The sequence below is a fragment of the Stenotrophomonas sp. YJH_SMC_36 genome (assembly GCF_059369935.1).
Window position 1 is genome coordinate 75,188 of record NZ_JCAFTD010000004.1, and the last position, 24,476, is coordinate 99,663.

The 24,476-nt window shown below is 68.6% G+C and carries 23 protein-coding genes; 16 read left to right on the forward strand and 7 right to left on the reverse strand.

The window, feature by feature from the left end; genetic code table 11:
* Positions 1 to 89 precede the first annotated feature (89 nt).
* From AC5P76_RS08960 to AC5P76_RS09000, 9 genes are all read left to right on the forward strand, one after another.
* Positions 90 to 1,025 (forward strand): TIGR03571 family LLM class oxidoreductase, encoded by a 936-nt coding sequence (locus AC5P76_RS08960; protein WP_164152566.1) that lies wholly within the window; start codon positions 90 to 92, stop codon positions 1,023 to 1,025.
* 154 nt (positions 1,026 to 1,179) lie between these two features.
* Positions 1,180 to 1,491 (forward strand): DUF3817 domain-containing protein, encoded by a 312-nt coding sequence (locus AC5P76_RS08965; RefSeq protein ID WP_164152567.1) that lies wholly within the window; start codon positions 1,180 to 1,182, stop codon positions 1,489 to 1,491.
* A gap of 152 nt (positions 1,492 to 1,643) precedes the next feature.
* The gene (locus AC5P76_RS08970; protein ID WP_128987972.1) at positions 1,644 to 2,840 is read left to right on the forward strand and encodes an MFS transporter; all 1,197 of its coding nucleotides are present in this window, start codon (positions 1,644 to 1,646) and stop codon (positions 2,838 to 2,840) included.
* On the forward strand, positions 2,837 to 4,030 hold the full coding sequence (locus AC5P76_RS08975; RefSeq protein ID WP_128987973.1) for an isochorismate synthase: 1,194 nt from the start codon (positions 2,837 to 2,839) through the stop codon (positions 4,028 to 4,030). The genes AC5P76_RS08970 and AC5P76_RS08975 overlap by 4 nt, the downstream gene beginning before the upstream one ends.
* A complete protein-coding gene (locus AC5P76_RS08980) occupies positions 4,027 to 5,673 on the forward strand; it encodes a (2,3-dihydroxybenzoyl)adenylate synthase (protein WP_253118560.1) in 1,647 nt (548 codons plus the stop codon). The genes AC5P76_RS08975 and AC5P76_RS08980 overlap by 4 nt, the downstream gene beginning before the upstream one ends.
* The gene (locus AC5P76_RS08985) at positions 5,673 to 6,305 is read left to right on the forward strand and encodes an isochorismatase family protein (RefSeq protein ID WP_253118559.1); all 633 of its coding nucleotides are present in this window, start codon (positions 5,673 to 5,675) and stop codon (positions 6,303 to 6,305) included. The genes AC5P76_RS08980 and AC5P76_RS08985 overlap by 1 nt, the downstream gene beginning before the upstream one ends.
* Entirely contained in the window at positions 6,305 to 6,562 is a 258-nt protein-coding gene (locus AC5P76_RS08990; RefSeq protein ID WP_053517795.1) for a phosphopantetheine-binding protein, read from the forward strand. The genes AC5P76_RS08985 and AC5P76_RS08990 overlap by 1 nt, the downstream gene beginning before the upstream one ends.
* On the forward strand, positions 6,559 to 10,449 hold the full coding sequence (locus tag AC5P76_RS08995; protein ID WP_253118558.1) for a non-ribosomal peptide synthetase: 3,891 nt from the start codon (positions 6,559 to 6,561) through the stop codon (positions 10,447 to 10,449). Before AC5P76_RS08990 ends, AC5P76_RS08995 begins: the two co-directional genes overlap by 4 nt.
* Complete coding sequence (locus AC5P76_RS09000; protein WP_253118557.1) at positions 10,440 to 11,198, forward strand: 2,3-dihydro-2,3-dihydroxybenzoate dehydrogenase; 759 nt, start codon at positions 10,440 to 10,442, stop codon at positions 11,196 to 11,198. The genes AC5P76_RS08995 and AC5P76_RS09000 overlap by 10 nt, the downstream gene beginning before the upstream one ends.
* A 22-nt stretch (positions 11,199 to 11,220) precedes the next feature.
* On the opposite strand, the gene AC5P76_RS09005 is transcribed toward AC5P76_RS09000, so the two are convergent.
* Genes AC5P76_RS09005 through AC5P76_RS09020 form a run of 4 tightly spaced genes read right to left on the reverse strand, consistent with a single transcriptional unit; the run spans position 11,221 to position 15,065 of the window.
* On the reverse strand, positions 11,221 to 11,598 hold the full coding sequence (locus AC5P76_RS09005) for a DUF2894 domain-containing protein (RefSeq protein WP_253118556.1): 378 nt from the start codon (positions 11,596 to 11,598) through the stop codon (positions 11,221 to 11,223).
* Entirely contained in the window at positions 11,588 to 12,226 is a 639-nt protein-coding gene (locus AC5P76_RS09010; protein WP_053517790.1) for an OmpA family protein, read from the reverse strand. The genes AC5P76_RS09005 and AC5P76_RS09010 overlap by 11 nt, the downstream gene beginning before the upstream one ends.
* Complete coding sequence (locus tag AC5P76_RS09015; RefSeq protein ID WP_253118555.1) at positions 12,223 to 14,400, reverse strand: DUF802 domain-containing protein; 2,178 nt, start codon at positions 14,398 to 14,400, stop codon at positions 12,223 to 12,225. The genes AC5P76_RS09010 and AC5P76_RS09015 overlap by 4 nt, the downstream gene beginning before the upstream one ends.
* A gap of 11 nt (positions 14,401 to 14,411) precedes the next feature.
* Entirely contained in the window at positions 14,412 to 15,065 is a 654-nt protein-coding gene (locus tag AC5P76_RS09020) for a DUF3348 family protein (RefSeq protein WP_065175212.1), read from the reverse strand.
* 144 nt (positions 15,066 to 15,209) lie between these two features.
* On the opposite strand from AC5P76_RS09020, the gene AC5P76_RS09025 reads away from it, so the two are divergent.
* Entirely contained in the window at positions 15,210 to 16,127 is a 918-nt protein-coding gene (locus tag AC5P76_RS09025) for a M14 family metallopeptidase (RefSeq protein WP_053519777.1), read from the forward strand.
* Positions 16,128 to 16,174: 47 nt separating this feature from the next.
* Here the strand turns inward: AC5P76_RS09025 and AC5P76_RS09030 are convergent, their stop codons facing one another.
* Positions 16,175 to 17,227 carry a sensor domain-containing diguanylate cyclase gene (locus AC5P76_RS09030; protein ID WP_128988296.1) on the reverse strand — a complete coding sequence of 351 codons (1,053 nt, stop codon included), beginning with the start codon at positions 17,225 to 17,227 and terminating at the stop codon, positions 16,175 to 16,177.
* 264 nt (positions 17,228 to 17,491) lie between these two features.
* On the opposite strand from AC5P76_RS09030, the gene AC5P76_RS09035 reads away from it, so the two are divergent.
* The gene (locus AC5P76_RS09035) at positions 17,492 to 18,388 is read left to right on the forward strand and encodes a retropepsin-like aspartic protease (protein ID WP_253118554.1); all 897 of its coding nucleotides are present in this window, start codon (positions 17,492 to 17,494) and stop codon (positions 18,386 to 18,388) included.
* 97 nt (positions 18,389 to 18,485) lie between these two features.
* On the opposite strand, the gene AC5P76_RS09040 is transcribed toward AC5P76_RS09035, so the two are convergent.
* Both AC5P76_RS09040 and AC5P76_RS09045 read right to left on the reverse strand, forming a co-directional pair.
* The gene (locus tag AC5P76_RS09040) at positions 18,486 to 18,827 is read right to left on the reverse strand and encodes an RcnB family protein (RefSeq protein ID WP_053519774.1); all 342 of its coding nucleotides are present in this window, start codon (positions 18,825 to 18,827) and stop codon (positions 18,486 to 18,488) included.
* 72 nt (positions 18,828 to 18,899) lie between these two features.
* Positions 18,900 to 19,787, reverse strand: coding sequence for a LysR family transcriptional regulator (locus AC5P76_RS09045; RefSeq protein WP_253161712.1), 888 nt, complete (start codon positions 19,785 to 19,787; stop codon positions 18,900 to 18,902).
* 124 nt (positions 19,788 to 19,911) lie between these two features.
* Here AC5P76_RS09045 and AC5P76_RS09050 point away from each other — a divergent pair, with 124 nt between their 5' ends.
* From AC5P76_RS09050 to moaA, 5 genes are all read left to right on the forward strand, one after another.
* Positions 19,912 to 20,658: a glucose 1-dehydrogenase gene (locus AC5P76_RS09050; protein WP_065183016.1), complete on the forward strand. Its 747-nt coding sequence runs from the start codon at positions 19,912 to 19,914 to the stop codon at positions 20,656 to 20,658.
* A 66-nt stretch (positions 20,659 to 20,724) separates the two neighbouring features.
* Positions 20,725 to 22,071 (forward strand): MFS transporter, encoded by a 1,347-nt coding sequence (locus AC5P76_RS09055; protein WP_220083907.1) that lies wholly within the window; start codon positions 20,725 to 20,727, stop codon positions 22,069 to 22,071.
* A gap of 111 nt (positions 22,072 to 22,182) precedes the next feature.
* Positions 22,183 to 22,452, forward strand: a complete 270-nt coding sequence (locus tag AC5P76_RS09060) for a hypothetical protein (RefSeq protein WP_053519770.1) — start codon at positions 22,183 to 22,185, stop codon at positions 22,450 to 22,452.
* 142 nt (positions 22,453 to 22,594) lie between these two features.
* Positions 22,595 to 23,275, forward strand: coding sequence for a L,D-transpeptidase (locus AC5P76_RS09065; protein WP_065183014.1), 681 nt, complete (start codon positions 22,595 to 22,597; stop codon positions 23,273 to 23,275).
* A gap of 220 nt (positions 23,276 to 23,495) precedes the next feature.
* Entirely contained in the window at positions 23,496 to 24,476 is a 981-nt protein-coding gene (gene moaA / locus AC5P76_RS09070) for a GTP 3',8-cyclase MoaA (protein WP_065183013.1), read from the forward strand.

Below are 24,476 nucleotides of genomic sequence, written 5' to 3' on the forward strand. Positions count from 1 at the left end.
GCCGCCCGCACCCTCTGCCGATACACCACCCCATTGAACCCACCGGCTTGGCACGCACCTGCGGCAGGGCTCCACGCTAAGCTGACAGCATGAGCGATTTCAATTCTGCCTACGCTGCGCTGTTTGCAGAACAGGGCCTGAGCCTGGGACTGATGACGCCGGTGGCGGCGCACGGGTTGGCCGATCCGCATGAGGCGCGGCGTATCGCCCGGTTGGCCGATGACCTCGGCTTTGCCGCGCTGTGGACGCGCGACGTGCCCTTGATGGTGCCGCAGGGACCGGAGGCGACCGCGAGCGCGCTGGATGATCCCTTCCTGTGGCTGGGCATGCTGGCCGCCGCGACAGAGCGCATCGTGGTTGGCAGTGCGGCCATCGTGCTGCCATTGCGCCAGCCGCTGCAGGTGGCGAAGTCGGCCTTGAGCCTGGACCGCATCAGCGGCGGGCGTTTCGTGCTGGGCCTGGGTTCGGGTGATCGCCCGGAGGAATTCGCCGCGTTCGGCGAGGATCTGGAGGGCAGGGCCGCGACGTTCCGTGAGCGCTGGTCGTTGCTGCGGGCGGCGCTGTCGCCGCAGGCACACGAGCGGGCCGCCGTGCTGCAGGTGACCGGAGGCTTCGACGTGCTGCCTGCGCCGGCCGCGCGCATTCCGATGCTGGTGGTGGGTACCGCCAGGCAGAGCCTGCAGTGGATCGCCCGTGAGTCTGAAGGATGGGCCACCTATCACCGCGAGGAGGCTGCCCAGGAGGGACGCATCGGTCTGTGGCAGCAGGCGTTGGCGCAACAGGGCGCGGCGGGCAGACCGTTCGTGCAGTCGATGCTGCTGGACCTGCAGGCGGACCCGCAGGCACCCGCCGAGCCGTTGCCGCTTGGCCTGAAGGTCGGCCGCGATGGCCTGCGTGACTATCTGCTGCGCGTGCATGCGCAGGGCGTGGCGCATGTGATGTTCAATCTGGTCGACAACGGCCGGCCGGTGGAGGCCGTGCTGCGCGAGATCGGGGAGCGGGTGCTGCCGCATATCCCCCGGTAGCTGTGCTGCGCCCGCCGGGCATGGCCCGGCGCTACCGATGTGTGGGCATCTGCGATGCGGCGAGTGTGACCCGACGGTGTCCTGAACGTTCGCATCTGCGTATCATTCGCATCTTCTGTCCCTGCAGGAGCCCGATGTGACCCCAGGCAATCCCATGCACCCCGTCGGACGGCTGTTCGCCGTGGTTGCCTTCATCGAGGCCATCACCTGGGCCGGCCTGCTGGTGGGCATGTGGCTGAAGTACGGCCCGCAGGCCAACGTCGCCCTGGTCAAGGTGTTCGGGCCGCTGCATGGCGTGGCGTTCCTGGTGTACGTGGCCGTGACCCTGTTCTCCGCAGTGCGCCTGCGCTGGCCATGGTGGGCCAGCGCGCTGGCCCTGCTTGCTGCTGTCCCGCCGCTGGTCACGCTGCCGCTGGAGTGGTGGTTCCGCCGTCGCGGCCTGCTGTCGCCGCGTGTGACGCGCTGACACGGCTGTTGCGGGTCCATTCAATTGAATGGGTATCAAATGCAAATACGAGCCGTTATCATTTAAGGGTGATGCCGCTGCGTGACGTGGCGGCATCGGGCGGAGCGTCGTGCTGGCGTTCTGCCGTCCTTCCCTGTCACGGCTGATGTTCCATGCACGCACGTCCCGTCGTTCCCGGTTTGCCGGCCCTGGTGTTGGCGGCCCTGATCGGCACCATGGCCATGATGTCTTTCGTCGCCGTGATCGGCCCGGTGGTCCGGCTGCTGGGCCTGTCCGAATGGCACGCGGGCCTGTCGGTGACGGCCGCCGGCGTGCTGTGGATGCTGGCGGCTCGCCGCTGGGGCCAACTCAGCGACCGCATCGGTCGCAAGCGCGTGCTGCTGCTGGCGATGGGCGCGTACACCGGCGTCTACCTCGCGCTCGCCATGTTCATCGATGTGGCCCTGCAGGTCACGCCGCCGGTGGTTGTGTCGGTGCTGGTGCTGGTGGGCGCGCGCGGGCTGATCGGGCTGTTCTATGCCGCCGTGCCACCGACGGCCGCAGCCTTGATCGCCGACCAGGCGCCGGCCGGCCAGCGCACGCAGTTTCTCGCCCGTCTGGGCAGTGCCAATGCACTGGGGATGGTGCTGGGCCCGGCGGCAGCAGGCTGGCTGGCCTACACGCATCTTTCGCTGGCGCTGTATGTGGCCGCGCTGTTGCCGCTGCTGGCGCTGGCACTGCTGGCGTGGCGTCTGCCTTCGACAGCGCCGGCAGCGGCGGCATCGTCAGCACGACGGACGCCCCTGCGCCGTCTGGACCGGCGCCTTCGGCTGCCCCAGCTGGCCGCGTTCCTTGCAATGGTGTCGGTGACCATCGCGCAGGTGACGGTCGGCTTCTTCGCGATCGATCGCCTCGGCCTGGCAGCGGCTGAAGGCGCGCGCATGGCCGGCATCGCACTGACGGCTGTGGGCGTCGGGCTGATCCTGGCGCAGGCACTGGTGATGAAGCTGGAGGTGCCACCGCGGCGCTGGATCGTGCTGGGTGCATTGATCGCCGGTATCGGCTTCGCCTCGGTCGCCGCCGTGCAGCAGTCCTGGCAGCTGCCGGCGGCCTATGCGCTGGCGGCATTCGGCATGGGCTTCGTGTTCCCGTCGTTCCAGGCGCTGGCCGCCGATGCGGTGCAGGCACACGAACAGGGTGCCGCCGCCGGAACGGTCGCTGCGGCACAGGGGCTGGGCATGGTGGTCGGGCCGATGCTCGGCACGCTGTTGTATCGGGGCGGGCCGAGCCTGCCGTATCTGCTGGTCGGTGTGCTGCTGCTGTTGCTGTGCGTGCTGGCGGCAGCGCACCGGATGAAGGAGGCGACATGAACGATTCGCTCAGGGACGATGCATGGCAGGAGACGGCGCCGTTGCCGTTGCCGGCTGCGGATGACCCCACGCTGTTCCTGCTGCAGCATGCAGGGCAGCATGTGCATGCGCGTGGCTGTCGTGCGGCGCTTGCGTCCGGTCCGCTGGTGACGCTGGCCGGGCGCGTGGCTGCGTTCTTCGCGCAGCAGCGGGGCGGGCCGGGCCTGCTGGTCGGAGCGATTCCGTTCGAACCACGTGCTGACGATGCGCTGTACCAGCCCGAACGCGTGCTGCCTGCGTTGCCGGTGCAGCCGCAGGCTGCGCCGGCGCTGGAGGGTGTCGTGCAGGCCGAACCTTCGGCGGACGACTACGCCGCAGCGGTGGATAGGGCAGTACAGGCCCTGCGTGATCCCCGACAGGACCTGCACAAGGTGGTACTGGCGCGCAGCCTGTTGGCACACACACGCCACGCCCTGACGCCCGATGTGCTGCTGGCGAGACTGGGAGCCGATCCGTCGGTAGCGACCTACGCGGTGCCGCTGCCGGTGGAGCTGGGCCAGGCCCCGGCATGGCTGGTCGGGGCGACGCCCGAGCTGCTGCTGCGCAAGCGCGGCGCGCAGGTGCTGTCGCACCCGCTGGCCGGCTCAGCCCGACGCAGTGCGGATCCGGTGCAGGACGAGCGTGCCGCGCAGACCCTGCTGGCGTCGGCCAAGGATCACGACGAGCACCGTCATGTGGTCGAGGCCATCGTTGATGGCCTCTCTCCCTATTGCAGCCATATCGACGCGCAGGCGCGGCCGGTGCTGCATGCCACGGCCACCATGTGGCACCTGGGCACCCGCATCCATGCCACGTTGAAGGATCCACGGGTGCCGGCCGCCGCCCTGCTGGCGCAGCTGCATCCCACGCCCGCCGTATGCGGCACGCCGCAGCAGGCGGCGCTGCAGCGCATCCGCGAACTGGAGCCGGTTCCACGCGGTTTCTACGCCGGTGCCGTGGGGTGGCTGGACGCGCAGGGCGACGGCGACTGGTACGTCGCCATCCGCTGCGCACGACTGCAGGGCACGCAGCTGCGCCTGTATGCGGGCGCCGGCATCGTCGCCGGGTCGCAGCCGCAGGCCGAAGTGGCCGAAACCGCAGCGAAGTTTGCTGCCCTGTTGAACGCGCTGGGCGTCAGTGAGCCCGCGCCCCCGACCGAGCCCCTCGCATGAGCCGATCTCCTTCCCGCCTGCCATTGCAGCAGGTATGGCCCGAAGACCGGGTCGCCCACTATCGCCGGATGGGGCATTGGCGCGGGGAGACCTTCCCGGCCTTCCTGCGCGAGCGCGCCGAACGCTACGCCGATGACATCGCGGTGGTGGCAGGTGATGTCCGACTGAGCTATGCGCAGCTGTGGCACGAGGCCGGGCGCATCGGCAGCGGCCTGCTGGCGCTGGGCCTGCAGCCCGGTGAACGGGTGCTGGTGCAGCTGGGCAACAGCGCCGGCTTCATCGCCACCGTCTGCGGCCTGTTCCGCGCCGGCCTGGTACCGGTGTACGCGTTGCCCGCGCACCGCATCACCGAGCTGGTGCACTTCGCCACGAAGGCCGAGGCCAGTGCCTTTGTCACCGCCGATGTGCACGAGGGTTTCGATCATCGCGGGCTGGCACGGGCACTGCAGGCGGAGGTGCCGGCCCTGCGCCACGTGGTGATCGACGGCGATGCGGAGGAGTTCGTCGGGCTGGCGAACCTGCAGGGCGACCGCAGCCAGCTGCCGGCCGACCCGGATCCGCAGTCGGTGGCGTTCCTGCAGCTGTCAGGTGGCAGCACCGGCCTGTCCAAGCTGATTCCGCGCACGCACGACGACTACATCTACTCGTTCCGTGCCAGCAATGCGATCTGCGGGATCGACCGCGACAGCGTGTATCTGGTCGCATTGCCGGCCGCGCATAATTTTCCGATGAGCTCGCCGGGCTTCTTCGGTGCGCTGTATGCCGGTGCCCGCGTGGTGCTCAGTCCGGGGCCGGGCCCGGATGTCGGGTTCCCGCTGATTGCACGCGAGAAGGTGACCTGCTGTGGGCTGGTGCCGCCGCTGGCCCTGCTGTGGGCGCAGGCAGCGGCATCGACGAAGCACGATCTGTCCAGCCTGCGGGTGCTGCAGGTGGGCGGCGCAAAACTGGTGCCGGAGGCCGCGCGGCGCGTCATCGATGGCCTGGGCTGCACGCTGCAGCAGGTGTTCGGCATGGCCGAAGGCCTGGTGAACTACACCCGCCTCGACGATCCCGAGGAACTGGTGGTGGCCTGCCAAGGACGTCCGATCAGCCCTGACGACGAGGTCCGTGTGGTCGACGACCACGACCAGCCGGTTGCCGAGGGCGAGATCGGACATCTGTTGACCCGCGGCCCGTACACCATCCGTGGGTACCACAACGACGCCGCGGCCAACGCGCGCTCGTTCACCGACGACGGCTTCTACCGCACCGGCGACCGCGTGCAGCAGCTGCCCGGGGGATATCTGGTGGTGCAGGGGCGTGCCGGTGACCACATCAACCGTGCCGGCGAGAAGATCTCCGCCGAGGAGATCGAAGACCATCTGCTGGCCCATCCGGGTGTGTTCGATGCGGCGGTGGTGTCCATTCCCGATGAGTACCTGGGCGAGCGCAGCTGTGCCTTCGTCATCCGCCAGGGCGAGCCGATCACGGCGCCGGCACTGAAGGCCTGGATGCGCGGGCGCGGGCTGGCGGCGTTCAAGGTGCCGGACCAGGTGGTGTTCGTGGACAGCTTCGATACAACGGCGGTCGGCAAGATCAGCCGCCGCGAACTGCGTGCGCAGCTGCGTGCGCGTCATCTGCAACAGACAGGAGGAACGCGCTGATGGCGCTGCCCCGCATTGCTTCATATTCCCTGCCGACCGCCAGCGAGTTGCCACAGCCGCGCGGCCCCTGGCGCCCGCAGCGCGAGCGGATCGCGTTGCTGGTGCACGACATGCAACGCTACTTCCTGGCAGCGTTCGACGCGGACAGCGAGCCGCTGCGCCCCGCCGTGGACAACGTCGCGCGCCTGCTGGCGCATTGCCGGGCGCAGGGAATTCCCGTGTTCTATACCGCCCAGCATGGCGATCAGGACCGGCGCGACCGCGGCCTGCAGGCCGACCTGTGGGGGCCCGGCATGCGCCGGAGTGACGAACATGAGCCGATCATCACCGCGCTGGCCGCGCAGCCGGGCGAGCACGTACTGGTCAAGCATCGCTACAGCGCCTTCCAGCGCAGCAACCTGGAGACGCTGATGCGCGCGCGCGGGCGCGACCAGCTGCTGGTGACCGGTGTGTATGCGCATATCGGCTGCACCGCGACCGTGGTCGAAGCCTTCCAGCGTGATATCGAGGCATTCATCGCCGCGGATGCGGTCGCCGACTTCTCGCGCGCCGATCATGAGCAGGCGCTGCACTGGATCGCACGGACCTGTGGCGTACCGATGACCACCGGCCAGCTGCTGGAGACACTGTGATGGATAGGACGGGCGATGTGCTTGACCTGGAACGGATGCGCGCGGACGTGGCGCGCGTGCTCGAATGCGAGCCGGCCGACATCGGCGATGACGACAACCTGATCGATCTCGACCTGGATTCGATGCGCATGCTCGGCCTCGTTCTTGCGTGGAGCAACACTGGCCTTCCGCTGGAGTTCTCGCAGCTGGCCGAGCACACCACGCTGCGCCAGTGGTGGCAGGTGGTGCAACGGCTGCAGGCCGCACAAGGCGCATGAACGGTGCAGCGCCAGCCTCACCGGTGGCATTGACCGAGGCCCAGGCGGGGCTGTGGTATGCCCAGCGCCTGGCTCCCGACAACCCTGCATTCAACACGGCCCATGCCGTATGGATCGACGGCGCGCTGGACGTGGCGGCGTTCACGGCCGCCGCCAACCAGGCGGCGGCAGAGGCGCAGGCGCTCGCACTGCGATTCACGGAAGGCAGTGATGGCCAGCCCCTGCAATGGCATGAGCCGGCGCATGTACCGCTGCTGGCAGTCCATGATCTTTCCAGCGCTGCCGATCCGGTGGCCGAAGCCAACGCCGCGATGCGGGCCGACCGGCTGAGCCCGGTCGATCCCACCCGCGACCGGATCAGCCAGCAGGTGCTCTACGCACTGGGAGGCCAGCGCTGGGTCTGGTACCTGCGCGTTCACCATCTCGGCGCTGATGGCTATGGCATGGCACTGTTCAGCGATCGTGTCTGCGCGCTGTACGCCGGGCGCGGCGGCGATGCGCTGCCGCCCCTGGCCGGTGTACTGGCCGACGATGCGGCATACCGCATCGATCCGCGTCGCGAGATGGCCGGTGCCTGGTGGCGCGACCACCTGCGGGACGCGCCGACCGCCGCTGGTCTGGCCGGCGTCGCCGCCGCCAGTGATGACGCGTTGCGCTGGGTGCAGCCGCTGGATGCCGCCTTCCGTGAAGAGCTGCTGCAGGCATCGGTGCGCTGGCTGCAGCCGTGGCCGGATGTGCTGGCCGCACTTGCGGCCGAGTACCTGCGGCGGATGAGTGCGGCCGAGGAAGTGGTGCTGGGGGTGCCCTACATGGGGCGCCTGGGAAACGCGTCGGCGCGCGTGCCCGCGATGGTGATGAACGTGCTGCCGCTGCGCGTGGCCGCTGCCGAGGGCAGTGTCGAAAGCTACACCCGTGGCATCGGCCGGCAGTTGAGCCAGAGCCGCAGGCATGGCCGGTATCGCGGCGAACAGCTGCGGCGCGATCTGGGCCTGGTCGGTGCGCAGCAGCGCCTGCATGGCCCGCTGGTGAACATACAGCCGTTCTACAGGCCGCTGGCGCTGCCCGGCGTGCAGGCCACGCTGCAGGTGCTGTGCACCGGGCCGGTGGAGGATCTGGTGCTGGGCTTCCGCGGTGATGGCCAGGCGCTGCTGGATCTGGAGGTCGAGGCGAACCCCGCCCTGTACAGCGACGCCGACGTGCAGGCGCATGCGCAACGGCTGCTGCATTTCGTGTCGGCGGCGCTGGATGCCGACGACATTGCCAGCGTGCCACTGGCCACCGCGGCAGAGGTCACGCAGGTGGTTCACCGCTTCAACGCGACCACCCATCCATTGCCTGCAACCACACTGGTGGAACTGTTGCAGCAGGGCATGGATCGCGACCCTCAGGCAACGGCGCTGGTCTGCGGCGACGCCACGCTTGAGCATGCCGCGCTGGAGGCACGCAGCTTCGCGCTGGCGGCACAGCTGCGCGCGCTGGGGGTGGGGCCGGGCAGTGTGGTGGCGGTCGCGCTGCCGCGTTCGATGGAGCTGGTCATCGCCCTGGTGGCCGTGCTGCGTGCCGGCGCCGCCTATCTTCCGCTGGATCCTGCACATCCCGACGAGCGCCTGGCGCGCATCCTGCGCTCGGCGCGTCCGGCCTGCGTGCTGGCCGACAGCACGATGGCGCACCGGGCCGCAGGCGTGCCGGTGCTGCCGCCCGATCAATGGATGGCACAGGGGGCTGCCGCGCCCTGGCCGGACCCGGCGCCGGATGATGCGGCCTATGTGATCTACACCTCCGGCTCGACCGGCGACCCCAAGGGCGTGGTCATCGAGCATCGCGCCATCGTCAACCGCCTGCTGTGGATGCGCGAGCACTACGGCTTCGGCGCAGACGACCGCGTGCTGCAGAAGACGCCCGCCACGTTCGACGTGTCGGTCTGGGAGTTCTTCCTGCCGCTGCTGTGCGGCGCCACGCTGGTTCTCGCCGGTCCGGATGCGCATCGTGATCCCACCGAGCTGGCCCGGCTGATCCGCGCGCAGGCCATCACCACCGCCCACTTCGTCCCGTCGATGCTGGACGCCTTCCTCGCGGCGCCGGCCTCGCAGGGCCTGCAGCTGCGCCGGGTGTTCACCAGCGGCGAAGCGCTCGATGCCTCGCTGCGCGACCGCTTCCATACCCGCATCGACGCGCAGCTGCACAACCTGTACGGGCCTACCGAAGCCGCGGTGGACGTCAGTTACTGGCCGGCCCCGGCAGGCGATCGCTCACGGCCGGTGCCGATCGGCTTCCCGGTCTGGAACACCCGCCTGTATGTGCTTGACGCAGGCATGCGACCCTTGCCGGTGGGCGTGCCGGGCGAGCTCTACCTGGGCGGCGTGCAGCTGGCACGGGGCTACCTGGGCCGCGACGATCTCACCGCCGGACGTTTCCTGGCCGATCCCTTCGTGGCGGGCGAGCGCATCTACCGCACCGGGGATGTCGCGCGCTGGCGCAGCGACGGAGCGGTCGAGTATCTGGGCCGCAGCGACCATCAGGTGAAGCTGCGCGGTCTGCGCATCGAGCTGGGGGAGATCGAGGCGGCGCTGCGGGAACTGCCCGGCATGGAGCGCGTGGAAGTGCTGCTGCGCCACGACCTTCCCGGTGACCCACGGCTGGTCGCCTATGTGCCGGTGGCAATGGCCGACGCCGCTGCCCTGCGCGCGCACGTGGCGGCGCGCGTGCCGGACTACATGGTGCCGTCGGCGTTTGTCGGGGTCGATCACTGGCCGGTGACCACCAACGGAAAGCTGGATCGCAGCGCGCTTCCGAAGCCGCCGGAGGTCGGGGTGACCGGTGTCGCACCGCGCACGCCACTGGAACATGCGCTGGCCGCCTTGTTCGCACAGGCACTGGGCCGTGAGCAGGCAGTTGCGGTGGATGCGGACTTCTTCAGCCTTGGGGGCGACTCGCTTTCGGCCGTGCACCTGCTGCTGGCCATCGAACAGCGCTGGCGCTGCGAGCTGGGCCTCGGCGTTCTGTTCGCGGAGCCGACGGTGGCGGCGCTGGCCCGGCGTATCGCCGAACCCCCGATGCTGGCCGATCATGCCTTGGGCCCGGTCATCGCGTTGACCACGACCGATGGGACTGAACCCCCGCCGCTGTTCGTGCTGCACCCGGCAGGCGGCATCGCCTGGAATTACCGCGCGCTGGCGCGTGCGCTGCAACCGGCGCGGGCCGTGTACGGGCTGCAGTCGCCGGCGCTGGACGCCGCGCAGCCGCTGCCGGCCAGCATCGAGGCGATGGCCAACGAGTACGTGCAGCGTGTAGTGACCCTGCAGCCGCGCGGGCCGGTGCACCTGCTCGGCTGGTCGGTGGGGGGGATCATCGCCCAGGCGATGGCCGTGCGCCTGCACGAGATCGGTCGCGAGGTCGGCGAGCTGGTCCTGCTCGACGCCTATCCCAGTGAATGCTGGCGGGCCGAGCCGGAGCCGGATCCGATCGCTGCGCTGCGGGCGTTGCTGGCCATCGCCGGCCACGATCCGGACGCACACCCGGAACTGGACAGCCGCGAGCGCATCCTGGCCTTCCTGCGTCGAGGTGGCAGTGCGCTGGGCAGCCTGCCCGACGTGGTGCTGGACGGCGTGGTGCGCGCGGTCACCGGAACCAACCGCCTGATCCGCGAGCACCACCACCGGCCATTCGACGGCACCCTGGTGCATGTGCGCGCAGGGCGGGACCACCAGGCACGACCACAGCTGCAGTCGGCGCTGTGGAAGGCGCACGCGCGCACGGTGCAGGCGCTGGAACTGCCGTTCGTGCATGCCGAACTGACCGGCCGTGATGCGGTGGCGCAACTCGCGCCATGGCTGTCGGCGCGACTGCGGCATCGGGATGAACAACAGGAGATCGCAACATGCAGTTGACCGGTTTTGAAGGTCGCGTGGCGCTGGTGACCGGCGCAGCCGGGGGGATCGGCACCGCGCTGGTGAAGCTGCTGGTCGCCGCCGGCTGCCAGGTGGTGGCCACCGACCGCGAGTCGCCCGCGATCGTGGGCGAGCGCGTCCATGCCTGTGCGCTGGATGTCAGCGACAGCGCAGCGGTCGATGCGCTCATCGACCAGGTGGAGGCGAAGATCGGACCGATCGCCCTGGCGGCCAGTGTGGCCGGCGTGCTGCAGGTCGGCGCGGTGACGGAAACCTGTGATGCCGATTGGCGCCGTGTTTTCTCGGTCAACGCTGACGGTGTGTTCCATCTCGGCCGCGCACTGGCGCGGGTGATGTCACCGCGCAGACAGGGCGCCATCGTCACCGTCAGCTCGAACGCCGCGGGCGTGCCGCGTCACGGCATGGCGGCCTACGCTGCCTCGAAGGCGGCAGCGACCATGTTCACCCGTTGCCTGGGCCTGGAGCTGGCGCCACTGGGCATCCGCTGCAACATCGTCGCACCCGGTTCGACGCTGACCGCCATGCAGACCGGCATGTGGGAAGACGCGTACGGTGCCGAGCGGGTGATTGCCGGCAACCTCGACACCTACAAGGCGGGCATTCCCCTGCGCAAGCTGGCTACGCCGGAGGACGTTGCCCAGTCGGTGATGTTCCTGCTGTCCGAGCAGGCCGGGCATGTGGCGATGAGTGACCTGTACGTCGACGGCGGCGCCACGCTGCGCGGCTGACCCCCTGATGCAGGGCCGGGCCTCAACCGGGGTTGCGGGGCTTGCGCGCGCGCTTCGGTTTCGCCGCATCACCGCCGCTGGCCGCACCGTCCTGCAACGCCTGCAACCACGACAGGGTATCGACGTAATCGATGAAGTGGCGCAGATAGCCGGGGCTGGCGGCCTGCATCGAATCGAGCATGCGCTGCACCAGCACCGCAGAGTTCAGCGGGCCGCCGTCGGCAGGGGCCTCGGTGCGCAGCGAACGGCGCACCTGCAGTTCACTGCGCAGCTCCGACCACTCGTACTGCACCTGCTGCAGCATCGGCACCTGCGGGTAGTCCGCCAGCGAGCGCGACCCCGCATCGAGATCGCGCACCAGTGCACGCAGCCCCTCCAGCGCTGGCAGCTTATCTGCCATCCGGTGCCCTGGGCCTGGGAATCGGCGCGATCTCCACGCGGCGGTTGCGCGCGCGGCCATCTTCGCTGGCATTGGAGCTGACCGGCTGCTCGCTGCCGAAGGCGGCGGCGAACACCGCATCGGCCGGTACGCCATCGGCGATCAGGGTACGGGTCACCGTCAGCGAACGCTGCGCGGACAGTTCCCAGTTGTCGGCGAAACGACGGTTGCCTTCGCGCACCGGCGCATCATCGGTGAAGCCGCTGACCATCAGGATCTCTTCGCGGCTGCCCAGGTAGGCAGCCAGCGGTGCGGCCAGGCTGCGCAGCAGCTCCTGGCCCTCCGGCTGCAGCTGGTCTGAATTGAGGGCGAACAGCACACTGCCGCTGATGCCGATGCGGCCATCGACCAGCGTCACCCGGCCCGCCGCCAGCGGGCCGGCCAGTGCCTGCTCCAGCGTCTGCAGGCGCTTGGCTTCGGCCTGGCGCTGCCTGACTTCATCCTCCAGCCGCTGCGAGAGTTCCAGCTGGACCGCTACCACGCCGACCAGGATCAGCACGAACGCGCCGAGCAGTACCGACATCAGGTCGCCGAATGCCGCCCAGATCGGCGCGTGCGAACCGCCGTCGACCTCCAGCTCGTCGCTCATGCGGTGCCGGCCTTGCCGCGGCGCGCGGCCAACTGATGCAGCTCCTCCATCACCTGTTTCTGCGACAGCAGGCTCAGGTCGACCACCTCGCGCGCCTGCGCCACGTAATAGGCCAGCTGCTCGTCGCTGCGGGCGAGCGAGGCATCCAGCGCGCCACCGATCTGCTCCAGCCGGCCCGACAGCTCGGCCGATGCGGCGCCGAACTGGGCCACGGCGTCGCCGAAGGCGCCGGCAAGGTGGCCGACTTCAGTGGCGCTGCCATCGAGCAGTGCGGCGATGCCGTCGAGCTTGCCGGTTTCGGCCGCGATGTGGTCGGTGAAGCGGTTGCCGACGCGCTCCAGCAGTTCCGCCGAGCCGCCCACCAGTGCATCGACCGCGCTGCGTTGTTCATGCGAGGCATGGTTGATCGCATCCAGAAGGGTCTGCACCGTCGCCAGCAGGCGGCCGCGCTCCTCCAGCATCGCGTTGTCGCGCACCAGACTCTCGGAGAGCGTGCTGCGCAGCTCGTTGATGACGTCGGCAGCGGCCTTCGGTGCGGCGGCAGCCGTCTGCAGCAGGGTCGAGACTTCCGCGAGCGTTGCGCTGGCCTGGGCACGGCCGTTCTCGCCGATCTGCTGCGCGGTCTCCGCCAGCGTGTCGCAGATCTGCTGCTGCTGCGCAGCCAGGCGTTCTCCATTGGCGTGCAGGCGTTCGGCCAGATCGTTCGACAGGGTGTGCAGCGCGTCGCTCCAGCGTTGCAGGCGCTGTTCGTCACCGGCCTGCAGTTGTGCCTGCAGCGCGGAGTGGGCCTGTTGCAGATGGGTGCTGGCGGCCTCCCAGCGCGCCTGGCGCTGCTGCTCGTGGTCCTGCAGCAGCGACTGGCTGGCTGCATGACGTTCTTCAAGCGCGTGAAGCAGCGACTGGGCCCGTTCGTCCAGATGCTGGCTGACCGCCTCCAGTGCCTGCTGCTGGCGCTCGACCAGCGTGGTGTTCAGCGCATGCTGCTGGTCGGCCGCAGTGCGCCACGCGTCGGTCTGGCGATCGGCGTCCGCCTGCAGCCGTTCGCCGATGCGTGCCACCACTGCTTCGCCGTGTGCACCCTGGGCATCGCTGAAGGCCTGCAGATGCTGGCGCAGGTCGGTCACCAGCGCCTGCTGTGCCTGGGCCTGTTCGGCCATCACCCGCGTCCAGCTGGCTTCAGTCGATACGCGGCTGCGCTCGAAGCCGTCCGCCAGCCCGGCAAGCTGCTGCTGCACCGCCTGTTCAACGCGCGCATGCAGGGCCTGGCCGTGGCTGGCCAGGCCAGCCAGCGTGGTTTCCGCCATCGGCTGCAGGGCACCGCCGATGGCCGCTGCGCTGGCTTCGGCGCCTTCGCGCAGCGATTGCTGGAGCGAGGCCGCCAGGCGCTCCTGCAGCGCCTGGCTTTGGCTGAGGAACTCGGCCTGGCCGGCCAGCAGCCGTTCGTTGGCCGCCAGGCTGTGCTGCTCGAAGGCACCGGTCATCGCCTGCAGGCGGTCGACCAGGGCCGGCAGCGCTGCGGACTGCGCCTGCAGCAGTCGCAGGGATTCGGCGCGTTGCCACGCCTGCGAATACGGGTGCAGCGGGCCGGAGATGGCACGGTCGAGCTGCTGCACGGCCTGCAGGCGATCCCGGCGCAACAGCGCCGAAAGCAGCCCCAGCATGGCCGAACTGGCGACACCGGCAATCGACGTACCGAAGGCGACGGCCAGGCCCTGTACCGGGGATGCCAGCGAGCCGCGGATGGCGGCCATGTCGGTGGCGCTCTGCAGGGCGAGGCCGGTGCCGCGCAGGGTGTCCATCATGCCCAGCAGGGTGCCGAGCATGCCCAGCAGCACCAGCAGGCCGACCAGGTACGGTGTCAGGACCGGGCCGGGCAGGGCGGTGCGCTCACCTTCCACGCGCAGGCGCACGGCATTGCGCAGGCTTGCCGGCACGCGCTCCAGCCAGGGTGCCAGGCGCTCCTCGGCGGCGGACAGATCGCCCAGGGCATCGCGCAGGCCCGCGCTGGCCTGGCGATAGCGGTACAGCTCCACACCACCGGCGATGTAGCAGGCGGCAATGACCGCCGCGACCGCTGCACCCAACGGGTGCACCGACACGTAGCCGATGCCGATCCAGCACACGGCCAGCAGGCCGACAAGGAAGACAACGACAGGGAAAGCAGTTCTGGACATGGTGTTCCGGGTCAGTGGGAGCGCAGGGCTGCCAGCAGCCCCTCGATCGGGTGGAAGCGCAGCTGCAGCTCGGCAAGCAGCAGCGAGCGCATGTCATGGCGGAATGCGGTGCGCCAGCCAGGCTGGCCATGCACGCGGTCGAAGCGGGTGCCCAGCACTGCCGGGGCGATGGCCAGCAGGCTGTGCTCGCGCGGGCTGAGGGTCTGCTCCATCACGGCGTCGATCTCGGCCAGCCGCGCCAAATCGGGCGAGGCCCGCAGCAACTGGTCACGGAGGCGTCCGCGCAGGCGCCCGGTCGCGGTCTGGATGGCCTGCTGCAGTACCCGGTAGCGCTGCCGCAACGAGGCAAAGGTGGGTGTGGCGGCCGCCTCGGCCAGATCGAGCAGGCGCTCGGCTTCGGCATCGTCACGAATCGACGCCAGCAGGCTGGCATGGGCCTGCTCGCAGTCGGCCAGCAGGTCGTCCATCGCCTCGCCCGCGTCCGCCGCTGCAGGCACGCGTCCGCCCAGTGCCGTCGACAGCGCGACAGCACGGCTCCAGTCCACCCACTGACCGAGGCGATCGGTCAGGACGGGACTGGTGGCCGGCATCGCGCCGTCGCTGAGACGGGCGAGCAGGCGAAGGAAATCCGGTCCACCCAGGACCGTCTGCGCTGCGTTCGCCATCAAGGGGTGAGGGGCCAAAAACCGTTGATTTTACAGCCAGATGAGCCTGGCTGGATGAAGGGCGGGACGGGTGGGCGGGCCCGCAGGCGCCACAAGGCTTAGAATGACCGGCTGCACTCACCACGTTCGACCTCTGGAGCACCCATGACTGTTGCGCAGTTCTACCCGATCGGCACCCCCGGACAGCCCTGGGGCGATCCGGAACGCGCGCAGTGGCGGGCCCGCCAGCAACGCCAGCGCAGCTACCATGACGATGTGGTGGCGGCGCTGGAACGCCTGGACGAGCGTTTCGACGTGATCCAGTACGGGCAGCTCGATTACGCGCCGGACCACTATCCCCTGTTCGCCGTGGTCAACCACGACTGGAACCCGGCACTGCCGACGGCGCTGGTTACCGGCGGCGTGCATGGTTATGAGACCAGCGGCGTACACGGTGCCCTGCAGTTCCTGGAGCAGCAGGCCGAGCGCTACCTGGGGCGTCTGAACCTGATCGTGGCCCCCTGCGTGAGTCCGTGGGGCTATGAGCGCATCCAGCGCTGGAACCCCGCTGCCCTGGACCCCAACCGCAGCTTCCGCGACGGCGGCCTGATCGAGGAAGCCGCCTCGCTGATGCGCTGGGTGGCCGGGCGCAAGGCCGACATCCGGGTGCACCTGGACCTGCACGAAACCACCGACAGCGACCTGCACGAGTTCGACCCGGCCCGTTGCGCCCGTGATGGCAAGCCCTTCGAGCGGGACACCATTCCCGATGGCTTCTACGTGATCGGCAACAGCGAAGACCCGCAACCGGCATTCCAGCAGGCGCTGATCGCCGCCGTGGCGCCGATCACCCATATCGCCCCGGCCGATGCCGAAGGCAACCTGGTCGGCCTGCCGTTGCAGTCGCCGGGCGTCGTATGGGGTGAATCGCGCTCGATCGGGGCCTGCGCCGGATTCACCGATGCGCGTTTTGCCACCACCACGGAGGTCTACCCGGACAGTCCGCGTACCCACCCGCAGGAGTGCAACGACGCGCAGGTCGCGGCGGTCTGTGCGGGCCTGGATTTCGCCCTGGCGCACTGATCCCGACCGGGAATGCGACCGATCAGGATGACGCTGCTACGCGGCCATTACTCGGCGAAACTGGCGGTGTCCTTGCCTTGCCGCTTGGCGTGGTAGAGGGCTCGGTCGGCCAGTGCCAGCCAGTCCTCGACACTGCCGTGTCGCGGGCTCGCAGCGACTCCCATGCTGACACTGAAATCGCTCGCCGGTCCTGTCCGGCGTGCGTTCTCGTGCAGGCGTTGCCGGATGCGTGCCGCCATCTGCATGGCGTCTGACGCGGCGCAGTCGCGCAGCAGCACGACGAACTCATCCCCCCCGAGCCGTGCAGCTGTATCGGCCGGGCTGGCGAATTCGCGCAGTGTCGTGGCGATATGCCGCAGGACCTGATCGCCGGCGCGATGCCCCTGCGAGTCGTTGATGCGCTTGAAGTCATCCACATCCAGCATCAACAGGCACGCCATGCCGCCGTGGCGCTGGGATTTGTCCAGCGCCTGCTGGGCACGGTGGATCAGGAAGCCCCGGTTGGCCAGCTCCACCAGCGGATCCATCCGGCTCAGCCGCCGCAGCTGCCGGTTCTGTGATTTGACCCGGCGCGCGAGTTGCCAGCTCAGGATGCTGAGGCCGATGCCGTACACGAACAGGAACGGCATGCTCAGCATGATGCTGCGTTGCGAGGTGGTCGGCTGGTAGGGGAAGCCCAGCGCGAACCAGACGAGTCCAAAACCCAGCACCAGCGCCAGCGTCGCCCGCAGCGCCAGCCGCACTCCCCCTGCTGCGATCTTGTCGGCCACCAGCAGGGCGGTGAACAGTGCGCTGGGCACGATGCTGAGGGCGATGAACGCGATCCACGCGCCGCCAAGGAAGGAATCGAGCACCATGCAGCGGAACTGGGTGGCGGCCGGCTCGGGGGAACGCCGGGTGAGGACCAGAGCGATCGTCGGCCATGCCAGCGCATTGAGCAGCAGCAGCGTCCATGGCCACACGCCATCCTGGCGTTCGAGCAGGATGGAGGCCAGAGGGAGGGCCGCCAGGCTGCTGCCGACGAACCGCATCCAACCGATGCGCCGCGCCGCGCCGATACCCTCGACGGCCACCTCGGTCGAATCAGTGAAGTAGGGCATTGCCGATCCCCCCAAGATCGCACGACCAACGGCGCTCCACGGTGGAGCGCGCTCCAGCAGTCTGGCATTGCGACGTCAACGGCCCGTGCATGCTGCGGTCGCCGAGGTCAGCGCCGGATGGCAACACGGGGCCGCAGGCGCCGGGCGCCCGTTTGCTTCGGTCCGGAATCATCGAGGGCAGCGCGGCGGGCGTCTAAACCTTCTGCACCCCTGCCGCATCCAAGGCAGGCGGCAATCTGCCGTTGCCTCCACTGGAAGCCATCAATGCGCCAGTCCATACGCTCGTGGTACGTCGCCCTGGTTGCGGGGCTGCTTGTTCTTCCGCAGCCCCGCGCCGCGGCCGGGACGATCACCCTTCCTTTCGAGCAGGACAAGGATCATCGGATCTATGTGGAAGGGCGGATCAACCAGTCAGGACCGCTGCGCTTTCTTGTCGACACCGGCGCTGACGGACTGGCAGTCACGGTTGCCACCCGCAAGGCCGCGTCGATGCAGGTCGATGACCGCTCCGAGAACACCGGCTCCGATGGCGTGAGTTTCGTGGACTACAGTACCCACAACACGGTCGTCGTGGGAGACATGCGCCGGACGATGGGGGCGGCCGTGATCGACTACGGCAAGCGTCCGTTCGACGCCGTGCTTGGCTGGACATTCTTCGCGGGGCGCATCATCGAGATCGACTACGACCGCAAGCTGCTGCACGTGCACGACCGGTTGCCGGATCTGCACGGATACACCCGCGCGAACGTCCGCTGGATCGACAATACGCCCGCCATCGAAGTGCTTCTGCGTGAGGGTGGCTCGACACTTGCGGCCTGGCTGTTCGTGGACACCGGCAGCAACGGCGCCATCGATCTGGGTCATGCGTACAGCTCGCGCCACCGACTGCAGGAGGTGTTCACCCGCACGATCGGTACCTCACAGTTCAGCGGCTCGGCGGGCAGGAAGATCCGGGCCGTCGATGCACGGATCGCATCGGTCGATGTGGGCGGGCTGCGACTGGAACAGCCCAAGGTGTCGTTCACCATCGATGAGGATGGATCCAATGCCGACGGCACGCTGGGCAGCGAAACACTGCGCAACTTCAACATCCTGCTGGATACCAGAACCGGGCAGCTCCATCTGCGGCCAAACGGTAACGCGCGCGCGCTGCCGAACTAGCCCTTCAGCGCCCACCGCTGGACGCAGCAGCGGCAGGCAGCGCAGGAAGGGCTGACCCATCGCGCGTCTGCCCCCGATGGGTCAGCCAGGGCTGCGTTCACCGACGCAGCGCGTCGACGATCACGCCGGTGGCGATTTCAACAAGCAGATACTCGGTGTCGCTCTGGCGGACCCAGCGCTGGCCGCGGCCGGGATCACGCAGCCTGTAGCGTGCGTAGTCATCCACCCAGTAGCGACGATCCACTTCCGCCCACGGCAGATGATCGCCGCGCCGCCATGCCTTCTTCTGCCATCCTGGCGGCGGTGCGTCGCGATTGTGCGGCCCGCCTGCGTGCGGTGGGGGACCGTTTCCGCGGGCGTGGTGCGGCGGATCCGCCCAGGCCGGTGCGACGGCGAGCAGTGCCACCATCAGAGCAGGTACGACGTGTCGGGTCCTCATGGCATCCTCCTGTCAGTGACCGGTCCTGCCGGCCTGGTGAGGTGGACCATAGGTCAACGCCCGTGAACGGAATCATGCTGTCCGTTTCCCTGCCGAGGGGGTGGCGCCTGTTGGCGGCAGCGTCGAATCGAGGATGTCCAGCAGGGCACGCAGACGGTCCATGTGGCGCAGATCCTGGTGATAGCCCACCCAGATGCCCCGCGAAGGGGGCGTCCCGTGTGAGTCGATGCGCTGCAGTCCGGCTACCGCGTCACCCAACGCACGGGGCAGCACGGCGATACCGGTACCGTGCAGGCACATCTGCGCCTGGACACTGCGACTGGTACTGGTGAATGCGCGCGGCGAACGCGGAAACCGCTGCAGCAACCATTCCACGTCGGGGAAGTGCGACTGCGCGGTGTTCATCAGGATGAGTCCGACCGAATCGGGGTCGTCCTGCAGCCGAGCGATGGTCGAGACCGAACCATACAGGCCGTAGGGCAGGGTCATCACGAGGCGCTGGACGATGTCCGGCTCACTGAACGGCACGATGCGGAACGCGACGTCGGCATCGCGGCGCGACAGGTCAAGCAGTCGATAGCTGGCGATCAGTTCCGGAACCACCGCCGGATGCCGGCGTACCAGTTCGGCGAGCACGGGCGTCAGCACGTGGCAGGCAAACCAGTCCGCGCTCGAAATGCGCAGAATGCCTTCCAGCCGGCCCGGGCTGCCTTCCAGGCGGCGCTCCATGGCCAGGGCGGAGTTCTCCATGGCTTCGGCCAGGGCCAGCACCGCATCACCGGCATCGGTCGTGACCAGCCCGTCCCGCGTCCGCCGCAGCAGGGGCTGCCGGGCGTGCTGTTCAAGGGCCTTCAACCGGCGGCCTACCGTGGGATGGCTGACACCAAGGCGCCGCGCCGCCTCACCCAGTGATCCGCCCCGCACGATCGCCAGGAAGACACGGACATCACCCCATTCCATGATCATGCTCGTTCAAAAATGTACGGAAAATGTGCATCAGTGTCAGTCCACATACAAGTTTGAAAGGTCCAGCATGGGCCCCGGTCGCACTGACCGCCTCCCCCTGGAACTGGATCCGCTTGATATGAACACGCTGAAAGACAAGGTCGCGCTGGTCACCGGCGCTTCGAAGGGCATTGGCGCTGCGGTTGCCCGCCGCCTGGCGGCCGACGGCGCCAGCGTCGTCGTCAACTACGCCTCGAGCCGGGAGGGCGCCGAACGGGTCGTTGCCGATATCGAAGCCGCCGGTGGTCGGGCGCTGGCGGTGCGCGCCGACGTGCGTGACGCACGCGAGGTCGATGCACTGGTGGCCACGGCCCTGGATGCGTTCGGCAGGCTGGATGTAGTGGTGAACAACTCGGGCGTGTACCGGTTCGCGAAGATCGAGGACACCACCGAGGCGCTCTATCGCCACCAGTTCGACATCAATGTGCTGGGCCCGCTGCTGGTCACTGCCGCCACCGTTCCCCATCTGCGGCCCGGTGCAAGCATCATCAACATCAGTTCATTCGTGACCCGCATCCTGCCGGTGGACAGCGCCATCTACACCGGTTCGAAGGGCGCGATGGACGCCATCACCGGCGTGTTGTCCAGGGAGCTTGGTCCGCGCGGTATCCGTGTCAACGCGGTCAATCCCGGCCTGATCGAGACCGAGGGCACACATGCTGCGGGTGTCGTCGATTCCGGGTTCCAGGCCTGGAATCTGGCGCAGACACCACTGGGCCGGACAGGCCAGGTACTGGACGTGGCGCCGATCGTTGCGTTTCTCGCCTCCGATGATGCGCGATGGATGAGCGGCGACACCCTGCTTGCCTCAGGCGGCATGCGCTGAGTGGGGGACGACATGAATCTACCGGCTGACGCTGCGGGCCCCGTGTCGCCCGATCCGCGCCGTTGGATGGCATTGGCTGTACTGCTGACAGGCACGCTGCTGCCGCCGCTCGACTTCTTCATCGTCAATGTCGCGTTGCCGGCCATCCGTGTCGATCTGCACGCGCCCCCGGATGTCTCGCAGCTGGTCATCTCGGTCTACGCCACGGCCTACGCGGTGACCCTGATCCTGGGAGGCCGGCTGGGCGACATCTACGGCAGGAAACGGGTGTTCATCGCAGGCATGCTGGGGTTCGGCCTGGCATCGGCGCTGTGCGGCCTGGCGCCTGCGGCTGAAGTGCTGGTGGCCGGACGGCTGCTGCAGGGGATGTCGGCCGCGCTGATGGCCCCGCAGTCATTGGCATCGATCCATGCCCTGTTCCCGGACAGCGAGAAGCGCCGTGCGCTTGGCCTGTATGGCGCCACCTTCGGCCTCGCATCGGTGGGCGGGCAGCTGCTGGGAGGGGTGCTTGTGACAGCCGATCTGTGGGGGACAGGGTGGAGGAGCGTGTTCCTCATCAATCTTCCCATCGTCGCAGCCGCGGTGCCGGCTGCATTCGTGCTGCTGCGTGAGTCGCACGCCCGCCAGGGAGCACGGCTGGACGCTGTCGGAGCGGTGGCGCTGGCGGCGTCGTTGCTGGCGCTGGTGGTACCGATCATCGAGGGCCGCCAGCGCCAGTGGCCGTGGTGGTGCGTAGGACTGCTGCTGGCAAGCGGCCCCCTGCTGCTGTTGTTCTGGAGGCATGAGCAGCGATGCGTGGGGCGTGGGCAGATGCCGCTTGTATTGCCATCGCTGCTGCAGATACGCGGGTTGAGGCGCAGTCTGTCAGCGACATTCTTCTTCTACGCGCTGGCTGCGTTCTTTCTCGTCTTCGCGGTGTATCAGCAGTCCGCGCTGGGGCGCAGCAGCGCGTCGGCGGGGTTGGCGATCCTGCCGTTGGGGCTGGGTTTCCTTCTCGGGCCGCTGTGTGGTTCGGCGTTCCGGCGGCTGGCCGCACAGGGTGCATCGCATGGGATGGTGATGGAGGTTGTGGGCCTGCTGGCGGTCGCAACGCTCGCGCTGCTGGACATGCCGTCGTGGCTGCCGCTTCCGCTGTTTCTGATCGGCGCGGGACAGGGCATCGCGCTTCCGGCGCTGGTGAAGCAGAGCGTGGACCATGTGGATGCCCGCCACGCCGGGCTGGCCGCAGGCATCGTGAGTGCGACACTGCAGATCAGTGCGGCGCTGTCGGTGGCGTTGGTGGGCGGTGTGTTCTTCGCCGTCGCGCCTGACACGGCAACGCCCGCGGAGGTGCGCACCGCGTTCGTGGTGGCCTCGCTGGTGATCGCGGCATCCTTGGCGATTGCCGCCGGATTGGCTTGGCGACGCGGTTGAGACGGGGTCTTCACGCGACGTCCACGTCTTCCACCTGCAGCTGAAAGCCAATCGGAGAGTGTGCCGAAACGCCGCTATATTCCAGACACCCCAGACGAAGGAGGGAGTGGAATGATTCTTACCAAGCAGCACCTGATGATGGCACGTACGCTCGGTGTGGCGATTGTCGCCACCGTAGGCCTTGGGGCCTGCGCCACCTACAAGGACGATTTCGCAACGATCAACTCGCGGCTCGACCAGCTTGATGTGAAGGTGCAGGGTGCGGCGCAGAGCGCCGAGTCGGCCAATCAGTCGGCGCAGCAGGCCAACCAGCGTCTGGATCAGATCGAAGGCCGCGTCCAGCAGCTTGAACGGGCACCTCGCCGCACCCCGCGCGGCTGACCACCTGTAGCCTGCACATCCGAGTCAGGGGCCCAGTGGCCGCAGCGGCCACTGGTGTCCTCCCGTAATACAGCTTTCGAGGAATGCTCCCATCCATACCCACTCCTCCCTTGCGCGCCGTGCCCATCGCGCTGCCCTGGCAGTGGCGTTGGCGTTCCTGGTGGTTGGTGTCGTCAATGCGGAAGATGCCGTCGCGCCGCCGTCGGCCGCCGTTGATGAACTGCCACCCGGCCAGGATGTCTCCGAAACCGTGATCGAACTGGCGGGCTGGGTCGTGGCGTCCAAGGACAGCCAGGGCTATCCGTTCGCAGTCATGGACAAGGCTGCCGCGCAGATCCTGGTGTTCGGTGGCGACGGCCGGCTGCGCGGCGCGGCCCCTGCATTGTTCGGTTCAGCGACCGGCGACCACACCGCGCCCGGCGTTGCGGGTCTCGCCCTGCGTGCCATTCCGGGACGGGACCGCACCACGCCTGCAGGTCGCTTCGTGGGCGGCTACGGCCCTTCGATCGATGCAGGGCGGGTGCTGTGGGTGGACTACGAGTCCGCAGTCTCCATCCATCCGACCGCGACCGGCGTTCCGGCAGAGAGGCGAGTCGAGCGCCTGGCATCGCCGTCGCCGGACGACAACCGCGTCACCCACGGCTGCATCAACGTCTCGCCGGAGTTCTACGAACGCATCATCCGTTCCACCTTCGAGCGGGGCGGGGTGTTCTACATCCTGCCGGACGTGGACCCGATCGAGCAGACCTTCCCCGAGTTCGCACAGAGCCGCGCGGCTGCGCAGCACAACGGCGGCAAGCGCGCACGATCTGCCCGCAGGTAGACGCTCCACCGCCGGCCCGCTGGGCGGCGCGGTCAGCCTGGCGCGCATCCATCCGGACACTGGCTGCGGCTCTTCCTGTTGCCCGGCAGCGTGCACCCGCTGCCGGAAATCGTTCATGATGGGCCCAGTCACACTCCCGTGGCAGCGCAGGCCGCATGCTGTGATGCGCCGACATCACGCGGCAACAGGCAGGACGGTGGAGCAAGAAGGTGGACCAGCCATGAGCCAACTCACCGACGGTTTCGGACGCAGCTTTCCGTACCTGCGCCTGTCGTTGACCGAAGCCTGCAACTTCCGTTGTGGCTATTGCCTGCCGGAGGGGTACCAGGCCGATGGCCGCCCGCGTTTCCTGCAGGTCGAGGAGATCAGCCGCCTGGTCCGCGCCTTCGCGGCGCTGGGCATGAGCAAGATCCGGCTGACCGGTGGCGAGCCCAGCCTGCGCAAGGATCTTGATGACATCATCGCGGCCGTGGCGGCGGTGCCGGGTATCGGCAAAGTGGCCATCACCACCAACGGCACGCAGTTGCCGCGTCGCCTGCCGGGTTGGCACCGCGCCGGCCTGACGGCGCTGAACGTCAGCATGGACAGTCTGCGGCGCGAACGTTTTGCCGCGATCACCGGGCATGACCGCCTGCCGGAGATCGAGCAGGGCCTGGCCCTGGCGCAGGCGCTGGGCCTGTCGTCGATCAAGCTCAACGCGGTGCTGCTTCGCGGCCTCAATGACGATGAGCTGCCGCAGTGGATGGCGTACCTGCGCGACCGTCCCTTCAGCGTGCGCTTCATCGAACTGATGCGCACCGGCGACAACGAAGCCTATTTCCAGCAGCATCACCTGCGTGCCGACGGGGTGATCGAGCAGTTGCTGGCGGCCGGCTGGCGCGAGCGTGCACGGGCGGCCGATGCCGGCCCGGCGCGCGAGTTCGGCCATCCGGACCATCGTGGCAGCATCGGCATCATCGCGCCGTACTCGCGCGATTTCTGCAAGGGCTGCAACCGCTTGCGGGTAACAGCCAGGGGAGACCTGCGGCTGTGCCTGTTCGGCGACTTCGGCGTGCCGCTGCGCGCGCTGCTGCAGCACGATGACGACCATGACGCGCTGCTGGCGCGCATCACCACCCAGCTTGGCCTGAAAGCGGCCGGGCATGGCCTGCACCAGGGCCGGACCGGGCTGACCCCGCACCTGGCTTCCATCGGAGGATGA

Coding starts and splice junctions, on each gene's coding strand:
- AC5P76_RS09025 (WP_053519777.1), top strand. CDS start 15,210: ATGACTGTTGCGCAGTTCTACCCGATCGGCACCCCCGGACAGCCCTGG.
- AC5P76_RS09045 (WP_253161712.1), bottom strand. CDS start 19,787: ATGGAATGGGGTGATGTCCGTGTCTTCCTGGCGATCGTGCGGGGCGGA.
- AC5P76_RS09015 (WP_253118555.1), bottom strand. CDS start 14,400: ATGTCCAGAACTGCTTTCCCTGTCGTTGTCTTCCTTGTCGGCCTGCTG.
- AC5P76_RS09010 (WP_053517790.1), bottom strand. CDS start 12,226: ATGAGCGACGAGCTGGAGGTCGACGGCGGTTCGCACGCGCCGATCTGG.
- AC5P76_RS09050 (WP_065183016.1), top strand. CDS start 19,912: ATGAACACGCTGAAAGACAAGGTCGCGCTGGTCACCGGCGCTTCGAAG.
- AC5P76_RS08970 (WP_128987972.1), top strand. CDS start 1,644: ATGCACGCACGTCCCGTCGTTCCCGGTTTGCCGGCCCTGGTGTTGGCG.
- AC5P76_RS09040 (WP_053519774.1), bottom strand. CDS start 18,827: ATGAGGACCCGACACGTCGTACCTGCTCTGATGGTGGCACTGCTCGCC.
- AC5P76_RS09035 (WP_253118554.1), top strand. CDS start 17,492: ATGCGCCAGTCCATACGCTCGTGGTACGTCGCCCTGGTTGCGGGGCTG.
- AC5P76_RS08980 (WP_253118560.1), top strand. CDS start 4,027: ATGAGCCGATCTCCTTCCCGCCTGCCATTGCAGCAGGTATGGCCCGAA.
- AC5P76_RS09000 (WP_253118557.1), top strand. CDS start 10,440: ATGCAGTTGACCGGTTTTGAAGGTCGCGTGGCGCTGGTGACCGGCGCA.
- AC5P76_RS09020 (WP_065175212.1), bottom strand. CDS start 15,065: ATGGCGAACGCAGCGCAGACGGTCCTGGGTGGACCGGATTTCCTTCGC.
- moaA (WP_065183013.1), top strand. CDS start 23,496: ATGAGCCAACTCACCGACGGTTTCGGACGCAGCTTTCCGTACCTGCGC.
- AC5P76_RS08985 (WP_253118559.1), top strand. CDS start 5,673: ATGGCGCTGCCCCGCATTGCTTCATATTCCCTGCCGACCGCCAGCGAG.
- AC5P76_RS08965 (WP_164152567.1), top strand. CDS start 1,180: ATGCACCCCGTCGGACGGCTGTTCGCCGTGGTTGCCTTCATCGAGGCC.
- AC5P76_RS09055 (WP_220083907.1), top strand. CDS start 20,725: ATGGCATTGGCTGTACTGCTGACAGGCACGCTGCTGCCGCCGCTCGAC.
- AC5P76_RS08960 (WP_164152566.1), top strand. CDS start 90: ATGAGCGATTTCAATTCTGCCTACGCTGCGCTGTTTGCAGAACAGGGC.
- AC5P76_RS09060 (WP_053519770.1), top strand. CDS start 22,183: ATGATTCTTACCAAGCAGCACCTGATGATGGCACGTACGCTCGGTGTG.
- AC5P76_RS09005 (WP_253118556.1), bottom strand. CDS start 11,598: ATGGCAGATAAGCTGCCAGCGCTGGAGGGGCTGCGTGCACTGGTGCGC.
- AC5P76_RS08975 (WP_128987973.1), top strand. CDS start 2,837: ATGAACGATTCGCTCAGGGACGATGCATGGCAGGAGACGGCGCCGTTG.
- AC5P76_RS08995 (WP_253118558.1), top strand. CDS start 6,559: ATGAACGGTGCAGCGCCAGCCTCACCGGTGGCATTGACCGAGGCCCAG.
- AC5P76_RS08990 (WP_053517795.1), top strand. CDS start 6,305: ATGGATAGGACGGGCGATGTGCTTGACCTGGAACGGATGCGCGCGGAC.
- AC5P76_RS09030 (WP_128988296.1), bottom strand. CDS start 17,227: ATGCCCTACTTCACTGATTCGACCGAGGTGGCCGTCGAGGGTATCGGC.